Genomic DNA, 19383 nt, shown 5'->3' with positions numbered 1-19383 from the left:
GCCCTTGCGCCTCCTCAGCTACAACATCCGCCACGGCCGCGGCACCGACGGGCGCGTCGACCTGGAGCGCGTGGCCCGTGCCATCCGGTCGAGCCACGCCGACATCGTCACGCTGCAGGAGGTCGATCTCGGCCGTGCCCGGACCGGCGGCGTCGACCAGGCCCAGGCCCTAGCCCGGCAGCTCGGCCTGCGGGCGCATTTCCACGCCGCGCTCCGGGTCGAGACGGAGCGTTACGGCGACGCGATCCTCACGCGGCATCCCTCCCGCCTCATCAGGGCCGGGGGCCTGCCGGGGCTCGCCGGTCGGCCCGGTCTCGAGCCGAGGGGCGCCCTGTGGGTGGAGGTCGCGTGCGACGGACACCGCCTTCAGGTCCTCAACACCCATCTCGGCCTCGTCGCGGCGGAGCAGAAAGGGCAGCTGGCGGCGCTGCTCGGTCCCGACTGGCTCGCGGCGGCATCGGCGGCGGGACCGGTGGTCCTGGCGGGCGACTTCAACGCGACGCCGTGGTCGCGGGCCTACCGTCAACTGACCGCGCGGCTCAGCGACGCCCGCGCAATCGCGCGCAGCCGGGCGGGGCGCGCAACCTTCCCCAGTCGCTATCCGGTGTTGCGCCTCGACCACGTCTTCGTCGGCCCCGGCCTCCGGGTGGACCACGTGGCGGTGCTGCGCGACGGTGACGCGCGTCGCGCGTCCGATCATCTCCCTCTCCTGGCCACGCTGGATTTCGCCGCGCCGCCGCGGGCGGTGCGGCGGCCTCAGGACACGCCGGCCGCCGCCCCCGAGGCCTGAGTCGCGGGGGCCTCTGCGGGGTGCTCGCCCCGCCGGACCTGATCCAGGGCGCCGGTCCGGCGCCAGGGCCGCCAGGCGTCGCGCACGCTCGCGGGGTCGCCGAGATGCCAAGACTCCACCACGCGCGCCAGGGCGCCGCGGGGTGAGGGCACCACCGGGCAGAGCCGGCGGGGCGCCACCAGGACGGGGTCGTCGAGCACTGCGCGCAGGGAGCCGCGCCGGCGCACGGCCTCCTCGAAGATATCGCGCGGGCAGCCCGCATGGTGCGCCAGCAGGCCGTCCCGCAGCCGCAGGATGGCGGATCGCAGGAGGGGCGCGTCCTCGACCGGCAGGACCTCGAGGGCGAGGTCGCACTCGCTGTCGTAGCCGAGGGAGCGGTTGTTGAGATTGGTCGACCCGACACGCACCAGGCGATCGTCGAAGATGCCGACCTTGGAATGCACGAGGATCGGGCGTCCCTCCGGCGTATGCGGCGCCAGGATGCGGAGGCGGTCGTGGCGGTCGGCCGCCCGAAGCTTGTGGATCAGTCCCCGCCGGGCGCTGTCCATGGTCAGCCGGTCGAAGGCGTTCGGGCTACGCTCGGCCACCACGATGATGATTTCCGGTCCCTCGGCCTCGCCGAGGCGCTCCATCAGCGCGTCGCCGATCAGGGGCGATGTGAGGTACTGGTTCTCCAGGTAGATGACGTGGGCGGCGCCCCGGATGGCGGCAGCGTACAACGCGGCGTTCTCTTGCAGAGCCACGCGCTTCCGGCCGGCGGGCCGGGTGCGCGACAGGGCGACCGACATGTCCCTGAGGAGCGGGGTCACGGTGGCCGGCCAGGGCGTGCCGTCCCGCGTGGGCGGGGGCGTCAGCCGCTCGCCGGTGGCATCGAGCCAGCGTTGGCGCGCAAGGTCCCCCAGGGCGGCCGCCGCCGGACCGTCGACCGCCATCATGATGTCGTGGCGCGGCGGATAGGCCTCGCCATTCGGGAGGCGCCGGCGCGGATCGCCGTCCCGGTGGGCCGGCGTGTCCCAGCGATTGGCCTCGAAGTCGCCGCCGCCGCAAAAGGCCATCGCATCGTCGACGACGAGGATCTTCTGGTGCTGGCAGGCGCCGAAGGGCAGCGTCGCATCGACCCGGTACGTGATGCCGGGACCGAGCAGGGCGCGGACCGCCGCGGGCGTCAGGTCCCGTCCGGCCGAGAGCGGCCACGGCATGTCCCAGATCAGAAGATGGATCGCGAGGTCCGGCCGGCAGGTGCGCAGGCTCTGGAGGAGGTCCGCCAGGGTTTCCCCCTCCGGGGCATGGCTGCCATCCGGCGCGAGGCGCAGACGCGGGTCGAAACTCCAGCCGATCAGCAGGACGGAGTGGCGCGCCGCCAGCATGGCGCTGCGGGCGGCCGCGAAATACGCGGCGCCGTCATGGAGCACGGCGACCCGATGGGCCTGCTCGATGCGCCAGCAGGTCTGGCCTGGCCGCAGCCAGCGCCCCTCGGGGCGGGGTGGCCCCGGCGCGGGGGGGCCGGGCGCCCGGGAGGCTCGCGAAGCCGGATGCAGTCCGCGCGCGGCGAGCTTCGCCTGCACCCGGCGACGCGTCACCGCGACGGCGGCGAGGGTCGCGGCCAGGCCGAGCCCCAGCGGAATCCAGTGGGCGGCCGAGTCGGCCGCCGTCCGGCCGATCACGCCGAGATACACGCAGAGAATCGTCCCGGGGATCATGCCGAGGAGGGTCGAGACGAGGAAGTCCCGCATGCGGACGCGCGTCAGGCCGAGGATGTAGTTCTGCGCATTGAAGGGCACGAAGGGACTGACCCGCATCAGGGTCAGCAACTGCCATCCGCCGTCGCCCACCGCCTCCATCGTGACGACCATCGCGGGACGCCGGGCGATGACGCGCTCGACGCGCTGCCTCAGGACGGATCGCGCCGCGAGAAAGGCCAGGACCGACCCGATCGTCGCCGCTGCGAGGACGATCGGCAGGGACCACCATCCAAAGGCCAGTGCGCCCGCGATCGTCAGCGGCGTGCCCGGGATCACCAGCAGCGTGGCCAGGATGAAGAGGGCCGCGAAGGCGATGGGACCGAGGGGGCCGAGTCCTGCCGTCCAGGCGCCGAAGGCCTGGAGCCAGTCCTGAACCGGCAGGAGGAACCAGACGGCAGCTGTTGCCGCCAGACCGAGCAGGATGAGAAGCCAGGAGCGCATAACGGTTGATGTCAAACGGCCGCGCTCGCGTCACGCCGAAAATCGATGAACGCTCCGCTTCTCCGGCTTCGTCTCACCGCGTCTCCCGTTCCCCCGGCTGTTCCGGCACGGTCACACAGAATGCTTCGCGCGTCGAAGCGATGCGCTGCAGCATCCACCTTTGCACCCTCGCGGCGCATCCGCTATCGCTCGCGCAACCCAGCCCACCGGCTGGCCGGACGATCAGGCCATGCGCCGCGAGCCCGGCGATGGGGCGCGACAACGCAGGATTCAAAAGCCATTCCCCAGGATGCCGAGATCACCTTCCGCGGCCGTGGGCGCGGCGTCCTCTGCGACGGGGGACTTCGGCTCGAGGTCTGCCCGCTCTGCTCCCAGGCGAACACCCCGCGCGGGGCAGAGGCCGGCCGATGCGCCTGGTGCGCCTACGTCCCCTCCCTCGACGACGTGGAGCCGGTGCGCGCGAAGGATCCGTCTCACGCCGCCGATTAGGCCCGGGGGCGCGGCGCATCCGCCCGCCTCGACCGGGCGCCGATCGGCCGCCCCGGCCAGCATCACCCAGCAGCGCTGAGCGCTCCGCATCGCCGCCAGGGTCTCGTGGCTTTGGGGGAGGCCGTCGCCTGCGACCCGGTCGAGACACATGGGAAGTCAGCGGTCGAGCCCCCGGTCAGCCGAATGATCCCGCCGATCCCGTCGGCCTCTCGAATGTGCACGTGGGTCGTGCGCTTCAGGAACTCGGGCGCCGAGGCGTGATTGAACGCAAGGGTGGGACGCGGAAGCTCCGCAATCGTCAGCCTCTGAAATCGATCGCGGAATCCAATCCGAAGTCCCTGTACCTGGGAACGCTGGCCACGGCATGACCATGAAACTCCAGCCCGTTCAGATCGCGACGGGCAGCAATGACCGCGAGAGCCGGTTGGTTTTCGAGGATGGGATTCTCGTCGCCGTGCTCGTCCAGCTCTCCAGCGAGCATGACTCCGAGGCGGGACATTGGTTTCTGGAGGCGGGCTTCGGGTGCGTGGAGGATCCGCATGCGCCGATCTTCGCGGATCTCGACGAAGCGCAGGCTTGGATTGCCCGGCAATTGTCGGAGGGCCGATCCTTCGGCTGAGACGGCCCGCGTTCGCGCGTCGTCTCGATCACACCGCGTTGCGGATCGCGACGGAAAGGTCTTCGTGCGTGGCGATCCTCCATGGCGTTGATGTGTGTGAATGTGTGGTCCGCAATCGTCGGACATGGTCTCCCCGTCGCGCCGTCTTCGGATCGACCGGGTCTCGCCGATGCCTTGCCCCCCGATCGTGTCGGCGAGACCATTCGAACGCTGAAGCACAGAGAACGATAAAGTGTAGAATCGTTACCTTCAGACAGGTGACGATAGTCTGTAATGCTCGCTTCCATCGCCGCTGATCCTACGGGATCGGGTGGGGTCTGGACGGCGTAGTGCTGTACGACAGCCTCCTTCATCGGCGATGATTTTCGGATCTGAAAATCCGTGGTGCAAGAACCTATAATTTACTTTCAGGGCTCTATTCTCTCCGTGCTGGCGCACCCCGGATGCGCACCGGAGCGGCGACGTGATGCAGGCAGTCCAGGTTCTGGCGAGACCGGAGACGATTCCAGGGCCGGCTGAGGCCGCCCTCGGTCTGGCGCCGTATCTCGACGTGGTGCGACAGGGGTTCATCGTGTTCGAGCGGGGCCGGCTGGTCCTCTGCACCGGGCCGGCGCGGGAGCTTGTGGGTGGGTTCGGCCTGCCCGATCGTCCCAGTCTCCGTCAGGCCCTGCACACCCTCTGCCGCCTCCTGCCCCTCCGCAGGAACGCCTTGTTCGCCCAGGTGCGGCGCGCCCTGGAGCGCTGCGAGGGCCTTGCCTTCGAGATCCTGCGCGCGGGGTTGACGTTCGAGATCGGCATCCAGCCCTTCGGCCCCTCCCGCGGGGCCTGCCAGGGTTGGACCATCACCGTCGAAGACGTCACCCTGCGCCGCGCCGCCGAGATTGCCGCCAGCGAGCGGGCGCGCCTCGACCCCCTCACCGGCCTGCCGAACCGCCTTCACCTGCGCGAACGCCTCGAGGATGCGCTCGTCCAGGTGGAGACCTCCGACGGCACCTGCGCGGTGCTTCTGGTGGACCTGGACCGGTTCAAGCCCGTCAACGACACCCTGGGTCACGCCATCGGCGATGCGCTCCTCGCCAAGGTCGCCGACCGCCTCAGTGCCACGCTCCGTCCCAGCGACACGGTCGCCCGCATCGGGGGAGACGAGTTCGTCGTGGTTCAGCACGGCGTGACGGACCTCGAGGAGACGCGCGTCCTGGCGCGCCGCATCGTCGACCTGATCGGCCGCACCTACATGATCGAGGGGCAACTGCTCACCATCGGCGCCAGCGTCGGCGTGGCCGTGGCGCCCCGCGACGGGACCGACGCGGATCGTCTCCTGAAATGCGCCGATCTCGCCCTCTACCGGGCGAAGCTCGATGGGCGCGGGGCCTTCCGCTTCTTCGAGGCCGAGATGGACGCGCGCATGCAGGCGCGGCGTCGCCTCGAACTCGACATCCGCCAGGCCCTCGGCCGGCGCGAATTCTCTCTCCATTACCAGCCGCAGCTGAATCTCGAGAACGATCGCGTGACCGGCTGCGAGGCGCTGCTGCGCTGGCATCACCCGGAGCGCGGCATGGTCCCCCCGGGGGAGTTCATTCCCCTCGCCGAGGAGATCGGGCTGATCGTCCCGATCGGCGAATGGGTCATCCGCCAGGCCTGCCGCGATGCCGTGACGTGGCCCGCGGCGATCACCGTCGCGGTGAACGTGTCGCCCGCGCAGTTCAAGGGCGATCGTCTCGTCGAGGTCATCGTCTCCGCACTGGCAGGTTCCGGACTCCCCGCGAGCCGCCTGGAGATCGAGATCACCGAGGGCGTGCTGCTCCAGGAGAACGAGCGCACCCTGCGGACCCTGCACCGGCTGCGGGCCCTCGGCATCCGCGTCTCCATGGACGATTTCGGGACCGGGTACTCCTCCCTGAGCTACCTGCGCTCGTTCCCCTTCGACAAGATCAAGATCGATCGCTCCTTCGTGGCCGACATCACCCAGAAGCCGGACGGAGACGCGGTGATCCGCGCGATCGCGGGTCTCGGGCGCAGTCTCGGCATGACCACCGTCGCCGAGGGCGTCGAGACCGAGGACCAGATGCGCCGCATCCGCGCCGAGGGCTGCACCGACGTCCAGGGCTACCTGGTGAGCCGTCCAATCCCGGCCGAGGCGCTCCTGGCCCTCTTCACCGACCTCGGCCCGCACGGCCTCGCCCAGGCGTGAGGCGGCCGCTCCCGACCCTGTTCCCCCTTTCCGGAGATCGGAAATGAGCGACCTCTACCGTCTCGTCTATGCCAGCAAGAACCTGCTTCAGGTGCCCGACGCCGAAGCGAGCCACGCGGTGGCGCATATCCTCGAGACCTCGCAACGGAACAACGCCGAGGTCGGCGTGACCGGCGCCCTGATGTTCAACGGCGGCGCCTTCGCGCAGGTGCTGGAAGGCCCGCGCCAGGGGGTGGAGCGGACCTTCGAGCGGATCCAGCGCGATCAGCGGCACGGCGACGTGACGGTGCTCGAATGCGGGCCGACCGAGGCGCGGGGCTTCGCGAACTGGTCCATGGCCTTCGTCGGTCAGGCCGAGACCGGACAGACGCTGTGGAGCGATCTCGCCCGCGAGAGCGGGTTCGACCTGTCCCGCCTCGACGGCGACGCCGTGTTCCGGATGCTCCACGGTCTGGTGATCGAGGAGGAGGGCATTCCCGCCTCCGCGCCGGTGCCCGTCGATCCGGGCACCGCGGACGCCCCCGCGGCGGCTCCGGCGCCCGACAGGACCGGTCTCGACGTCGACCGTGTCCGCGCGGAGGTGGCCGACCTGCGTCCGGTCAACCCGCCCGGTCCAGCCGGCCATCCCGCCGCGTCCGATCACGCTGCGCTGGTGGTGCTGCGGGAGGCGTTGGCTCAGGAGCGGCGCCGGACCACGGCGTTGCGCGACGAGATCGACGACCTGCGCATCGCGCGGGCACAGGACAGCGCCGCGGTCGAGGCCCTCCGCCAGGAGCGCGACATCTGGGTGGAGCGCGCCCGCTGCCTGGCCTTGGCCCTGTGCCGCGAGGCCGAGGCGGTCCGCAGGTCGCCCGACGCGCCCGTCGTCGCGGCGTCCGTCCGAGCCGCGTGACGGGGCCGGGACGCAGGTCGAGCGTGTCAGGCGCGTCGATGCGCTTCCGCCGGCCTGCCACCCGGCCGGCCGATGAGCGCGCGCCACCAGGCGGAGAAGGTTCGCGCATCGGCGAGCCGTGTCCGAAGGGGCCGGCGACGGGGTAGGCAGGCCTGCAGCGACGGGCTCAGGCGGGGATCGGCGCGATACATCGGGCGTGCTGCGATTCGTCTGTGATGGCGGTGGCCGGAGGGGGTGTCGGGATCGGGGCGCCGATGACCGTGAGACTCAGCCCTGGAGGCCGAGGATCAGCAGGACGACGGTGGCGACCGCCGGAACGGCGCAGAGGAGCAGGTCGACGATCAGGCGCGGTTGTCGAGGATCCGTCCGGCTGGGGGAACGGCGCGCGACGCCGGACATCAGTTCGCCCGCGAAAGGTCGGACGCCGCAGCCATCCGACGGGGCGCAGCGAGGCGGGTGGTGGCGACCCGCGGCATGTCCGTCGCCGCCGTCACGTCCTTTGCCGCCGATTGCGTCCGCTGGCCCGCGGATCCGAGGACGAGGGTGCCCAGCGCCACGACCGCCAGGACGGCCAAGCCGCGCGCGAGGGGAGCCAGCGGCCGGGCCGCCGGACCTGCGGAGCGCATCGGCGCGCCTGCCCGCAGCGGCGGCAAGGCGTCCGTAGGATAAAGGGGCCTCAACTCGGCCATGGCGGAACTCCGACCTGAACTCACGACCTCGTTTCTATGTGGGCAAATTTCCCACGTCAATCAGGGTCGGTGGAGATCGGGTGTCGGGACGCACGCCGTGGGATTGTCTCCCACAGCCCGGCGGCTATGGTGTGCGCATGGCCGATCCGACCGAGACACCTTCCGAGGGGGCGAACCTCCACGCCCCCGTCGCGCGTCTGCTCCGGCCGCTCGTGCGCCTCTTCGTGGCACGGGGCATCACCTTTCCGGCGCTCACCACGCTCCTGCGCGAACTCTACGTGAACGTCGCCGAGTACGACTTCGCGCTGCCGGGCAAGGAGCAGACCGACAGTCGGGTCAGCCTGCTGACCGGGATCCACCGCAAGGAGGTCAGCCGTCTGCGCGGCGCTGGCGCTCCCGTCAGCGCCGTGCCGTCCTCCGTGTCGCGGACCAGCCGGATCATCGCGCGCTGGCTCGCCGATCCCGCCTTCACCGACCCGGACGGCCAACCCCGGCCCCTGACGCGGGCGAGCGACGGGAAGGGCCCGTCCTTCGAGGATCTCGTCGCGGCCGTGACCCGCGATCTGCGCCCCCGCGCCGTTCTCGACGAGTGGCTCGACCGGGGACTCGTGGTCGCCGATGCCGACGGGCACATCGTCCTCGCGGAGGCGGCCTACGTGCCGAAGGGCGGTGGGGAGTCGCAGCTCTATTACTTCGGCCGCAACCTGCACGACCACATCGCCGCGAGCGTCGCCAACATCACTGCGCCGACCCCGCGCTTCCTCGAGCGTGCGGTCCATTACGACGGCCTGTCGAAGGAGCTGGCCGATCGCCTCGAGGCCCGCGCCCGCGAGATCGCCATGGAGGCGCTGCAGCAGGCCAACCGCGAGGCCCACGCGGCCTGTGAGACCGATGCCGGCGGCGCCCATCGCTGGAATTTCGGCGTCTACGTCTATGCCGAGGATGCGCCGGCCGCGGCGGCGAAGGCGTGAGGACGGCGTCCATGCGCGCACCGAACCGCCGCGACGCCTTGCGCCTGCTTGCCGTGGCGCCCCTCGCGCTTGCGGCCCGCGCCGACCCGCTCCCACCGATCCGCGACCAGGGCATCGGCGGCACCGGCGCGCGCCCGAGCCACCCGCCGGGTGACGGATCGGAGTCGGAGGGCGACCGCGGCCTGGGCGGCACGGGCGTGATCGGAACGATCCGCAAGTTCGGATCGATCATCGTCAACGACCTGCGCATCACCTATCCGCAAGACGTCCCCGTGCGGATCGACGGGCGACCGGCGGCGGTGAGCGACCTTCGGATCGGGCACGTGGTCCGCGTCGTCGCTCTCGAGACCGGCGGCATCCTCGCCACGCGCCGCATCGACGTCACGAGCGAGGTCGTCGGACCGGTCGAGGCCCTCCGGAAGGGCGGACTGACCGTCCTCGGCCAACGGGTCGCCCTGCCGACGACCCAGCGTGACGGATGGAGGGTCGGCGACCGCGTCGCGGTGAGCGGCCTGCGGCGCCCCGACGGAGTCGTCGTCGCCAGTCTGGTGGAACGGCGGTCGGAGGGAGCCGCGCGGGTGGCCGGTCCGGTCCGACGGGGGCCGGATGGCAGTCCGGCGATCGGCAATCTCCGCCTCGTCGGCGTCGATGCCGGGCAGATCGGACGGCGCGCCATCGTCACGGGCGTTCCGGCGGGGTCGAGCCTCACGGTGACGGGGTTCGAGGAATCGCGCGCCCTGTTCGTTCCGGGCCTGCGCCGCGTCTCCATCGAGGCCTATGTCGGCCGAAATGCACGGGGTCTCCAGATCGGGTCCGGCCTCGACATCGCCGGTCGGCCCGATCCCGGATTGCCCCGCCGCGGCAGCGTCCGCGCGGTCGTCATTGCCGAGCCGGCCCGTGACGGCCGCCTCGCCGTCGAGAGCCTGCGCATCGACACGCGCGGCACCGAGCGCCCCGGCCCTCAGACGGGTCCCGATCGGGGATCGCTCCCGAGATCCGAGGGCCGTGGTTTCGAGGGGCGCGGCCTCGACGGACGCGGCCTCGACGGACGCATGCCCGGGAGCCAGCCCGGCGGCCCACCGCGCTTCGATATCGATACCCGCTTGCCGTCGGGCGGCGAGCATGCACGCCCCGGGGGTGGGTTCGGGGGTGGACCGGGCGGCATCGAGCGCCCCGGCGGGTTCGAGCGCCCCGGCGGCTTCGGACGTGGTCCGGGGGGAGGGCCCGGGGGGCCGGAAGGGCCGGGCGGCTTCGGCGGTGGCCCCGGACGTGGTCCGGGCGGGCCGGGCGGACGCTGAATCGTTGCCGTCGTGGCGCGCTCTGCGAGAGGCGCGGTGTCAGGCGGCCGGGACGCCGAGGGCCGTTCCGAGGCGGGCCCGGCACCGGGTGAGGCTCTGGAAGGCGCGGCCCGAATCGCGCGCCAGGCGGATCAGGGCGGGGATCTGGCCGGGCTGGCGCGCGATGGCGGCGAGGACCGCGCGGATGTCGGGCTCGCCGTCGGGCTTCAGCGCCTGCGCAGCGAAGGCCGGGATCGCGCGGTCGGCCGGATCGCAGACGATGCGCAGGGCCGCGAAGGGCAGCCCGTGCCGCGCGGCATAGGCCGCCGCGACGTGAGATTCCATGTCGACGCCGGCGCACCCGGTGGCGGTGCGCAGGGCGGCCTTCGCGGACACGTCGATCACGGCGGCATCGACGCCGGCCAGCACGGCTTCGCGGACGGTCGAGCCCGATCCCGCCAGCGCGCGCATCCAGGCCGCGGCGATGGCCGGATCGGCCGGGTAGCGCTGCGTCGGCGTGACAATGGCGGTGGCGATCAGCACGTCGCCGGGTACCAGGGCCGGATCGAGACCGCCGGCGATGCCGAAACTGACCACGGCGCGGCATCCCGGCTCGTGCCGCGCGGCTAGGAGGGCGCGCAGGCGTTCCGGGTCGCCGCCCGCCCCGATTGCGCGAACGCCGGCGCCGGAGGCGAGGCGCGCCTCCTTTGCGAGGCCGGTCACGGCCAGGACGGGGAGGGCACCGGACGTGGCGATCGCGCTCATGCCGTTGCGCGATCGACCGCGAACCGGAGTCTTCGACACAGACGTCTTCGCATCACGGGCCTTCGCATCACATGCCGAAGGCGACCGTCCGGGTGTTGCTGCGCTGGAGGTTGCGGTAGCGCGCCATGGCCCAGAGGGGGAAGAACTTCGGGTAGCCGTGGTACCGCAGGTAGAACACCCGCGGGAAGCCGGTCGCGGTGTAGCGCTCCTCGGACCAGAAACCGTCGGCGCCCTGGGTGCGGGTCAGATAGTTGATCCCGCGAGTCACCGCCGGATCGTCGGCCTCGCCGGCCGCCATCAGGGCCAGCAGCGACCAGGCCGTCTGCGAGGCGGTGGAGTAGCCGGGCTCGAAGGCCGGATCGATCTTGTAGGACGAGGCGTCCTCGCCCCAGCCGCCATCGGGGTTCTGGATGCGGATCAGCCAGGCGACGGCCCTGCGGATCTCCGGAGAGGCCGGATCGACGCCGGCCGCGTTCAGGGCGCACAGCACCGACCAGGTGCCGTAGATGAAGTTCATGCCCCAGCGGCCGTACCAGGAGCCGTCCTCCTCCTGGTCGTTCAGGAGGTAGGTGACGCCGCGGTCGAGGGCCTTGGAACTCTCCCGGGTCTCGCCGAGCTGCGCCAGCATCGAGACGACCCGGGCCGTGACGTCGGCCGTGGGCGGATCGAGCAGGGCGCCATGGTCGGAGAACGGGATGTGATTCAGGTAATGGTGATTGTTGTCGGCGTCGAAGGCGGCCCAGCCGCCGTCGCTCGATTGCAGGCCCTCGACCCACTCGCGGGCCCGGGCGATGGCGTTGCCGTAATCCGGCACGTCGGCGACGAGGCCGTGCTGGTGCATGGCGCGATCCATCGCCATCACCACCACGGCGGTGTCGTCGAGGTCCGGGAAGTGCGGGTTGGCGTACTGGAAGGCCCAGCCGCCGGGGCGGACGTTCGGCCGGCCCGCGGCCCAGTCGCCCTTGATGTCGAGGACTTGGAGCGGCTTCAGCCAATCGAGGCCGCGCCGGGCCTGATGCTCCGCGTCGGGGCCCCCGGCCTCGAGGAGGGCATGGCCGGCCAGCGCCGTGTCCCAGACCGGGGACAGGCAGGGCTGCACGTAGGCCTCGTGCTCCTTGACGACTACGAGCTTCTCGATCGCCTCGCAGGCGATCCGCACCTGGGGATGGTCGGCCGGGTAGCCGAGCACATCGTACATCAGCACGGTGTTGACCATGGCGGGGAAGATCGCCCCGAGGCCGTCGTCGCCGTTGAGGCGCTCGCTGACCCAGGCCACGGCCTTGTCCGTAGCGCGCGCCCGCGGCGTCTTCGGAAAGTAATCCTGCGAGACCTGCAACATCCGGTCGATGGCACCGAAGATCGGCGTCCAGGGCCAGGTCGCGTGGGGGCTGCCGGGCCAGGTGCGCACGGTCTGCGGCGGGGCGACGAACAGCTCCGGGATGCCGATCCCGCGGGGATTGCGGGCGAGCGGCTTCCTCGCCTGGATCACCAGCATCGGCACGATCACGCAGCGCGCCCAGTACGAGACCTTGTCGAGGTGGAAGGGGAACCACTTCGGCAGATGCATGATCTCGACCGGCATCACCGGCACCGCGCGCCACGGGACCTCGCCGAAAAGGGCCAGGAGGAAGCGGGTGAAGACGTTCGAATTGGCGGCGCCACCGCGGGACAGGATCGCCTCGCGCGCCCGGCGCATGTGCGGGGCTTCGATCGAATCGCCGCTCATCTTGAGGGCGAAATAGGCCTTCACGCTGGCGCTCATGTCGAACGGGCCGTCATGGACCAGGGCCCAGCCGCCGTGCTTGCCCTGCGTGCGGCGCAGGTAGTTGCCGATCTTGGTCTCCAGCTCCGGCGCGATCTCGGTGGCGCGGAACTGGTGGAACATGATGTATTCGGACGGGATCGTCGCATCGGCCTCGAGCTCGAAGCACAGGTGGCCGTCGGCATGCGACAGCGCCGTCAGCGCCTGGGTCGCGCGCACGACTCCCCGCTCGACATCCTCGAGGGAGATCTCCTGAGTCTTCGGGCGCTGCAGCGCCTCGACCTTCCTGAATGCGTCCCGCATCGTCCTCGCCTCACCGGCCGCGCAGGCGGCCGCCTTATCTCACGCCGCGCCGCGCGCTCGTGCCTGTCCGCATGTGCCGGTCCTCCGGGCGAGGGCCGATGCGGCGGTTGTTCCTGAACGGATGGCTCCCTCGATCGTCGATGGCAGACCGGTCGCGGTCCAATCGCCTGCCAGGACGAGATTCTCGTGGGCCGTGACGGCGCCGGAGCGCCGCGCGGCCTCGGCCGGCGTTGCCGCGAAGGTCGCCCGCTTCTCCTTGACGATCTGCCAGCTGGGCAGTTCGGGTGCAAGACCGGTCAAAGTCACGATTTCGGACCAGATCTGACGTCCCAAATCTTCGCGCGGCACATCCAAGAGGCGATCGGCGCCGCTGATGGTCACGGATAGACGATCCGGATAGGCAAAGAGCCACTCCGTCATTCCGTTCACCACGCCGAGCAGTAACGGCGATCCCGGCGGCGGAATCACAGCAAAATGCGCGTTGACGATGGAGCGGTGGCTCTGCGGCGTCGGCAGGCCCGGCAGCAGGTCGCAGGCGACCCAGGGCGGCAGGGCGAGGACCACCGAGTCCTCGGGGGCGAGCGCGATGGTCTCGTCGCTGAAGACGAGGCCGGCGATCCGGCCGTCCCCGAGGGCGAGGCTGCGCAGGCGGTGGCCGAAGCGCAGCTGCGCGCCGCGCCGGGTCAGATAGTCCACCGCTGGATCGACGAAGGCCGCCGAGAGGCCGCCGACGGCGACCAGCGGCCGGCAGGCCTTTCCGCCGGCCCCCAGGGTCTCGCGCAGGATCGTCGCCGCGAGTCCGGTGTCGCTCTCCTTGGGATCGGTGTTGAGGGCGGCCAGCAGCACCGGGTGCCACAGGCGGTCGTAGAGCATGCCCTCGCAGGCCATGCTCTCGCCGATGGTGCCACCCTGGCCCGGCGCCTTGCCGGCCGCGGCCTTCAGGATGCCCAGGGGCGCGAGGTAGTCGCGCGCCGCCGTACCGGGCACCCGGCGCGAGGCCTGCAGGACCCACCACGGCACGCGCCCCGCGTTGGGGCGCAGGGTCCAGCGCTCACCGGTCTTCAGGTCGGCGAAGGGGAAGGCCGCCTCGTCCGGGCCGGACAGGGCGCTCTCCGGTGCACCGATCGTGCGCATGAAGGCGAGCGCCGAGGTGTTGCCCGACAGGAGCAGGTGGTTGCCGTTGTCGATGGTCAGCCCGAGGGTCGGATCGTAGTACGAACGGCAGCGGCCGCCGGCCTGCTTGGCCGCCTCGTGCACGACGACGCGCGCACCGCGCTCCACCAGTGAGACGGCGGCGGACAGCCCGGCGAGACCCGCCCCGACGATGTGGACCGTGCCCACCATCAGACGATCCCGTGTCGGAGGACGACGCCGAGGAGCGCGCGCTTGCTCGGCTTGACGCGGGCGCGGGGCTTCTCCCAGCCGCGGGCTAGGACGGCGTCGAGGTACAACCGATAGGCCGCCGCCATGAGGCGCGGCGCCTTGGTCACCTTGCGCGGGCACTTGGCGATGATGTCCCAGGTCGCCCGGTAATGCGCCTCGGCCTCGCGGGCGACGGCGATGCAGACCTCGCCGATGCGCGGATGGTCGATGGCGGCCTGCGGCGTCGGCGCGGTCAGGCCGATGGCGGCCAGCTTCTCGCGCGGCAGGTAGAGGCGGTTGCGTTCCGCATCCTCGTCGATGTCGCGCAGGATGTTGGTGAGCTGCAGGGCACGGCCTTCATGGTGGGCGAGGGCGATGCCCTCCTTCTCGGCGATTCCGAAGATCCGCACCGACAGGCGGCCGACCGCGCTGGCGACCCGGTCGCAATAGAGGTCGAGGGTGGCCTCGTCGGGCGCGACGATGTCCTCGAAGGCATCCATCGCCATGCCGTCGATCACCGCCTGGAAGTCCTCGCGCAGGAGACCGTAGCGGCGGATCGGCACGACGAGGTCCTGCACCCGCGGCGCCGGCCGTCCGGCATAGAGGTCGTCGATGTCGGCGCGCCAGCGGTCGAGCTCCGCGGCGCGCACGGGGGCGGGGCCGCCGTCGTCGGCGACGTCGTCGACGGCCCGGCAGAAGGCGTAGACCGCATACATCGCCGCGCGGCGATCCGGCGGCAGCAGGCGCATCGCCGTGTAGAACGACGAAGATTTCGCCGGAAGGGCGTCGACCGGGGGGGACGCGGTTTCGGCGGCGGGAGACAGGGTTGCGCTCATGCCCGGTTCCCTCGCGCGACCTTCGCGGCCTGAACCTTCAGGGTCCGGCCTCGCAGGGGTCGGCGCGCCAGGGTCGCGGCGATGCCGCCGAACGCGGTCAGGGCGAAGGCGGCCTTGCCGTGATGCACCTTCTCGCTCAGGGGATCGCGCGTCATCAGCCCCTTGCACAGCACGACGGCGAGGCGATGGATGGCGGCGATCTCCAGGCTGAGGCGCAGGTCGGCGATGAGGTCGGGCAGCACCGCGCCCTCGTCGAGCAGCCCCATGGTACGCTGCGCCAGCTCGCGGATGACGCCGCGGAGCGCCGGGGAGGCCTTCTCGGCGGCCAGCTCCGAGATCGCGGCACCATGCGAGTCGAGGGTCTCCTGCGGCAGGTAGACCCGATCGATCTTGCGAAAATCCTTCCCGCAATCCTGCAGGTGGTTGATGATCTGCAGGGCTGCGCAGATCGCGTCCGACGGGCCCCAGACGACGCTGCGATCCTCGCCGTGCACGTCGAGCACGTAGCGGCCGACCGGCATGGCCGACAGGCGGCAATAGGCGATCAGCTCGTCCCAGTCGGCGTAGCGGCTCTTGCGCGCGTCGAGGCGAAAGGCGTCGAGGAGTTCGAGGGCGTGCGTCGGCGCGAGCCCGCGGGCGGCGAGTTCCCGGCGCAGGGGTTCGGCGGCCGAATCGGCCGAGCGGGTGCCCGTCAGGTCGTCGGCCAGGGCGTCGAGGAGCTCGATCTTCCGCTCCGACGTCAGGCCCGTATGGTCGGCGACGTCGTCGCCGGCGCGCACGAAATCGTAGAACGCCAGGATCGCGCCGCGATGCTTCGGATGGATCAGGTGCGACGCGACGGGGAAGTTCTCGTCGCGGTAGCCCTTGCCGGTGCGCGCCTCGGTGGCTGTCTGGATCGTCGTGCTCATCACAGGCGTCCTTCCTGGCGGAACCAGGCGATCGCGTCGGACAGGCCCTCGCGGTAGGGCCGGGCGGTATAGCCGAGCTCGGCCCGCGCCTTCGCGTCGGAGAAGAACATCCGGTAGCGGGACATCCGGATGCCGTCGATCGTGGCGAAGGGCGCCTTGCCGGTGAAGCGGGCGATCTGCTCGGAGACGAAGGCGATCGGGTAGACCACCGCCCGCGGCAGGTTCACCGTCGGGGGCCTGCGGCCGACCATGCCGGCAATGTCCGCCAGCATCTGCGACAGGAGCACGTTCTCACCACCGAGGATGTAGCGCTCGCCGATCCGGCCGTGCCGGAGGGCCAGCAGGTGGCCGGCGGCGACGTCGTCCACGTGGGCGAGGTTCAGTCCGGTATCGACGAAGGCCGGCATCCGGCCCAAGGCGGCTTCCAGGATGATGCGGCCGGTCGGGGTCGGCTTGACGTCGCGCGGGCCGATCGGCGTCGAGGGATTGACGATGACCACGGGCAGGCCGTTGCGGGCGGCCATCTCCTCGACCACGCGCTCGGAGACGACCTTGCTGCGCTTGTAGGCGCCGATGGCCGTGGCGGGGGTGAGGGGACGGGTCTCGTCGGCCGACGCGCCGTCGTCGTGCGGCTTGATGGTGGCGACGCTCGACGTATAGACGACGCGCTCGATGCCGGCCCGCAGGGCCTCCTCCATCAGGATCACGGCGCCGTCGCGGTTGGTGGCGACGATCTCCTCCGGGTCCGGAGCCCAGAGGCGATAGTCGGCGGCCGCGTGGACGAGATAGCGCTGGCCCTGGAGAGCCCGTGCCACCGCCGCGCGGTCGCGCATGTCGCCTTCGACGATCTCGACGTCGGTCCAGGTCAGGTTGGTGCGCGGCGAGGTGGCCCGGACCATGATCCGGACGGGGAAGCCGGCCTTGCGGAAGACGTCGACCAGGGCCGCTCCCAGGAAACCGCTCGCGCCCGTGATGAGAACCGGGCCGGCATCGAACGGGCCGGAAGGGGTCGCCTGTGGCATTTCTCTCGTAAGGGTCTGAGGATCTTGTGCGTGCGCGGAGCCCGAAGCGGACTTCGGACCCGAGGATGGCGCGCTTTTGTCATCGAAACCGGTGTCGGACAAGCGCAACGGGGACACACCCGGGCCGCAAAGCCCGGATGCTCCGTGCGTCCGCCCGGCGGCTCAGGCGAGCCGCAGGCGTCCCGACTGTCCCGCCTTCCGCTCGGGCAGGGCGTTCTTGACGGTCTGGAGGATGCCGGCGGCGTCGAGGCCGGCCTCGGCGTACATGGCGTCCGGCGCGTTGTGGTCCTGGTAGGTGTCCGGCAGCGTCAGCGTGCGCACCCGGACCCGGCCCGCATCCAGCGCCCCCCGCTCGGCCAGCAGATGCAGCACCATGGCGCCGAAGCCCCCCACCGACCCCTCTTCCAGCGTCACCAGGACCTCGTGGCGCGCGGCCAGGTCCAGGATCAGCGCCTCGTCCAGCGCGCCTTCCGCTCGGGCAGGGCGTTCTTGACGGTCTGGAGGATGCCGGCGGCGTCGAGGCCGGCCTCGGCGTACATGGCGTCCGGCGCGTTGTGGTCCTGGTAGGTGTCCGGCAGCGTCAGCGTGCGCACCCGGACCCGGCCCGCATCCAGCGCCCCCCGCTCGGCCAGCAGGTGCAGCACCATGGCGCCGAAGCCCCCCACCGACCCCTCTTCCAGCGTCACCAGGACCTCGTGGCGCGCGGCCAGGTCCAGGATCAGCGCCTCGTCCAGCGGCTTGGCGAAGCGCGCATCGGCCACGCTCACCGCGATGCCCTCCGCCTCCAGCGCGTCGGCCGCCTTCAGCGCCTCCGACAGCCGCGTGCCCAGGCTCAGCAGCGCCACCCGCGCCCCCTCGGGCGCCCGCACCATCCGGCCCCGGCCGATCGGCAGCACCGATCCGCGCTCGGGCAGGTCCACGCCCACGCCCTCGCCGCGCGGATAGCGCAGCGCGATCGGGCCCGTGTCGTGCGCATGCGCGGTGGCCACCATGTGCACCAGCTCGGCCTCGTCGGAGGCCGCCATCACCGTCATGTTCGGCAGGCAGCAGAGATAGGCCAGGTCGAAGGCGCCCGCATGGGTCGCCCCGTCCGCCCCCACCAGCCCGGCCCGGTCCAGGCAGAAGCGCACGGCCAAGTTCTGCAGGGCCACGTCGTGCACGACCTGGTCGTAGGCCCGCTGCAGGAAGGTCGAGTAGATCGCCACGAACGGCCGGTAGCCTTCCGTCGCCAGGCCRCCCGCGAAGGTCACCGCGTGCTGCTCGGCGATGCCCACATCGAAGGTGCGCTCCGGATGCGCCTTGCCGAACAGGTCGATGCCCGTGCCCCCCGGCATCGCGGCGGTGATCGCCACCACCTTGTCGTCGGCATCCGCCGCCTTGATCAGGCTCTCGCCGAACACCCGGGTGTAGGCCGGCGCGTTCGGCTTGGCCTTGGCCTGCACCCCCGAGAGCACGTCGAACTTGACGACCCCGTGGTAGCGGTCGGCGGAGGCTTCCGCCGGGGCGTAGCCCTTGCCCTTCTGGGTCACGACGTGGAGCAGGATCGGACCCTGCTCGGAGTCGCGCACGTTCTTGAGCACCGGCAGCAGGTGGTCGAGGTTGTGCCCGTCGACGGGCCCGACATAGTGGAAGCCCATCTCCTCGAACATCGTGCCCGAGCCCACCACCAGGGAGCGGGCGTATTCCTCGGCCGCGGCCGCGCGCTGGTAGAGGCCCTTGGGCAGGAGCTTGCCCAGCTGCTTGGCGGTCTCGCGCAGGGACTGGTAGGTGCCCCCCGAGGCCAGGCGCGCGAAGTAGGCCGACATGGCGCCCACGGGCGGCGCGATCGACATGTCGTTGTCGTTGAGGATGACGATCAGGCGCGAGTGCAGGGCGCCGGCATTGTTCATGGCCTCGTAGGCCATGCCCGCCGACATCGAGCCGTCGCCGATCACCGCCACCATGTTGCGCCGCTTGGGCGCCGGCGCGCCCTGGGCCTTGGCCGCCGCCTCGTCGAGGTCGCGCGCCACGGCCATGCCCAGGGCCGCCGAGATCGAGGTGGAGGAATGGGCCGCCCCGAAGGGATCGTAGACGCTCTCCGAGCGCTTGGTGAAGCCCGACAGGCCGCCGGGCTGGCGCAGCGTCCGGATGCGGTCGCGCCGGCCGGTGAGGATCTTGTGCGGRTAGGCCTGGTGGCCGACGTCCCAGACGATGCGGTCGTCGGGGGTGTCGAACACGTGGTGCAGCGCCACCGTCAGCTCGACCACGCCGAGCCCGGAGCCCAGATGCCCGCCCGTGACCGAGACCGCGTCGATCATCTCGGTGCGCACCGCGTCCGCCACCGC

16 protein-coding genes and 1 pseudogene are annotated in these 19383 nt (G+C 71.4%); 6 read left to right on the top strand and 11 right to left on the bottom strand.

The window, feature by feature from the left end; translation table 11 throughout:
* The first annotated feature begins 4 nt into the window (after positions 1-4).
* A complete protein-coding gene (locus ASF41_RS00085) occupies positions 5-790 on the top strand; it encodes an endonuclease/exonuclease/phosphatase family protein (RefSeq protein ID WP_056489808.1) in 786 nt (261 codons plus the stop codon).
* On the opposite strand, the gene ASF41_RS00080 is transcribed toward ASF41_RS00085, so the two are convergent.
* A complete protein-coding gene (locus ASF41_RS00080) occupies positions 757-2988 on the bottom strand; it encodes a VTT domain-containing protein (protein WP_244479505.1) in 2232 nt (743 codons plus the stop codon). The genes ASF41_RS00085 and ASF41_RS00080 overlap by 34 nt on opposite strands.
* Before the next feature lie 838 nt (positions 2989-3826).
* Here ASF41_RS00080 and ASF41_RS00070 point away from each other — a divergent pair.
* The 3 genes from ASF41_RS00070 to ASF41_RS00060 all read left to right on the top strand — a co-directional run bounded on the left by ASF41_RS00070 (position 3827) and on the right by ASF41_RS00060 (position 7164).
* The gene (locus tag ASF41_RS00070) at positions 3827-4081 is read left to right on the top strand and encodes a hypothetical protein (protein WP_056217382.1); all 255 of its coding nucleotides are present in this window, start codon (positions 3827-3829) and stop codon (positions 4079-4081) included.
* Between the two features lie 466 nt (positions 4082-4547).
* Positions 4548-6272: a bifunctional diguanylate cyclase/phosphodiesterase gene (locus ASF41_RS00065; protein ID WP_056489802.1), complete on the top strand. Its 1725-nt coding sequence runs from the start codon at positions 4548-4550 to the stop codon at positions 6270-6272.
* A gap of 43 nt (positions 6273-6315) precedes the next feature.
* Entirely contained in the window at positions 6316-7164 is an 849-nt protein-coding gene (locus tag ASF41_RS00060; protein ID WP_056489799.1) for a BLUF domain-containing protein, read from the top strand.
* A gap of 267 nt (positions 7165-7431) precedes the next feature.
* On the opposite strand, the gene ASF41_RS26370 is transcribed toward ASF41_RS00060, so the two are convergent.
* Both ASF41_RS26370 and ASF41_RS00055 read right to left on the bottom strand, forming a co-directional pair.
* A complete protein-coding gene (locus ASF41_RS26370; RefSeq protein ID WP_280138114.1) occupies positions 7432-7563 on the bottom strand; it encodes a hypothetical protein in 132 nt (43 codons plus the stop codon).
* Complete coding sequence (locus ASF41_RS00055) at positions 7563-7790, bottom strand: hypothetical protein (RefSeq protein WP_056489796.1); 228 nt, start codon at positions 7788-7790, stop codon at positions 7563-7565. The genes ASF41_RS26370 and ASF41_RS00055 overlap by 1 nt, the downstream gene beginning before the upstream one ends.
* Positions 7791-7990: 200 nt before the next feature.
* Between ASF41_RS00055 and ASF41_RS00050 the strand changes: the two genes are divergently transcribed.
* A complete protein-coding gene (locus tag ASF41_RS00050) occupies positions 7991-8824 on the top strand; it encodes a DUF6502 family protein (RefSeq protein ID WP_056269487.1) in 834 nt (277 codons plus the stop codon).
* Between the two features lie 11 nt (positions 8825-8835).
* The gene (locus ASF41_RS00045) at positions 8836-10122 is read left to right on the top strand and encodes a DUF5666 domain-containing protein (RefSeq protein WP_056489792.1); all 1287 of its coding nucleotides are present in this window, start codon (positions 8836-8838) and stop codon (positions 10120-10122) included.
* 39 nt (positions 10123-10161) lie between these two features.
* Here the strand turns inward: ASF41_RS00045 and ASF41_RS00040 are convergent, their stop codons facing one another.
* The 8 genes and pseudogenes from ASF41_RS00040 to dxs all read right to left on the bottom strand — a co-directional run bounded on the left by ASF41_RS00040 (position 10162) and on the right by dxs (position 19380).
* Complete coding sequence (locus ASF41_RS00040; RefSeq protein WP_056489789.1) at positions 10162-10866, bottom strand: phosphorylase; 705 nt, start codon at positions 10864-10866, stop codon at positions 10162-10164.
* A 67-nt stretch (positions 10867-10933) separates the two neighbouring features.
* A complete protein-coding gene (gene shc / locus ASF41_RS00035; protein WP_056217401.1) occupies positions 10934-12931 on the bottom strand; it encodes a squalene--hopene cyclase in 1998 nt (665 codons plus the stop codon).
* Positions 12932-12970: 39 nt separating this feature from the next.
* Positions 12971-14275, bottom strand: a complete 1305-nt coding sequence (gene hpnE / locus ASF41_RS00030; RefSeq protein WP_056489786.1) for a hydroxysqualene dehydroxylase HpnE — start codon at positions 14273-14275, stop codon at positions 12971-12973.
* On the bottom strand, positions 14275-15129 hold the full coding sequence (hpnD, locus tag ASF41_RS00025; RefSeq protein WP_056350290.1) for a presqualene diphosphate synthase HpnD: 855 nt from the start codon (positions 15127-15129) through the stop codon (positions 14275-14277). Before hpnD ends, hpnE begins: the two co-directional genes overlap by 1 nt.
* The gene (gene hpnC, locus ASF41_RS00020; protein WP_056489783.1) at positions 15126-16037 is read right to left on the bottom strand and encodes a squalene synthase HpnC; all 912 of its coding nucleotides are present in this window, start codon (positions 16035-16037) and stop codon (positions 15126-15128) included. The genes hpnD and hpnC overlap by 4 nt, the downstream gene beginning before the upstream one ends.
* Complete coding sequence (gene hpnA / locus ASF41_RS00015) at positions 16037-17059, bottom strand: hopanoid-associated sugar epimerase (protein WP_056217413.1); 1023 nt, start codon at positions 17057-17059, stop codon at positions 16037-16039. Before hpnA ends, hpnC begins: the two co-directional genes overlap by 1 nt.
* A gap of 162 nt (positions 17060-17221) precedes the next feature.
* A pseudogene (locus tag ASF41_RS00010) lies at positions 17222-17509 on the bottom strand (transketolase C-terminal domain-containing protein); the annotation flags it as partial.
* The gene (gene dxs / locus ASF41_RS00005; RefSeq protein WP_082503984.1) at positions 17506-19380 is read right to left on the bottom strand and encodes a 1-deoxy-D-xylulose-5-phosphate synthase; all 1875 of its coding nucleotides are present in this window, start codon (positions 19378-19380) and stop codon (positions 17506-17508) included. The gene dxs and the pseudogene ASF41_RS00010, both read right to left, overlap by 4 nt.
* Positions 19381-19383 lie beyond the last annotated feature (3 nt).

This window comes from Methylobacterium sp. Leaf111 (assembly GCF_001423285.1).
Classification (GTDB): domain Bacteria; phylum Pseudomonadota; class Alphaproteobacteria; order Rhizobiales; family Beijerinckiaceae; genus Methylobacterium.
This window is presented reverse-complemented; position numbering and strand designations above follow the sequence as displayed.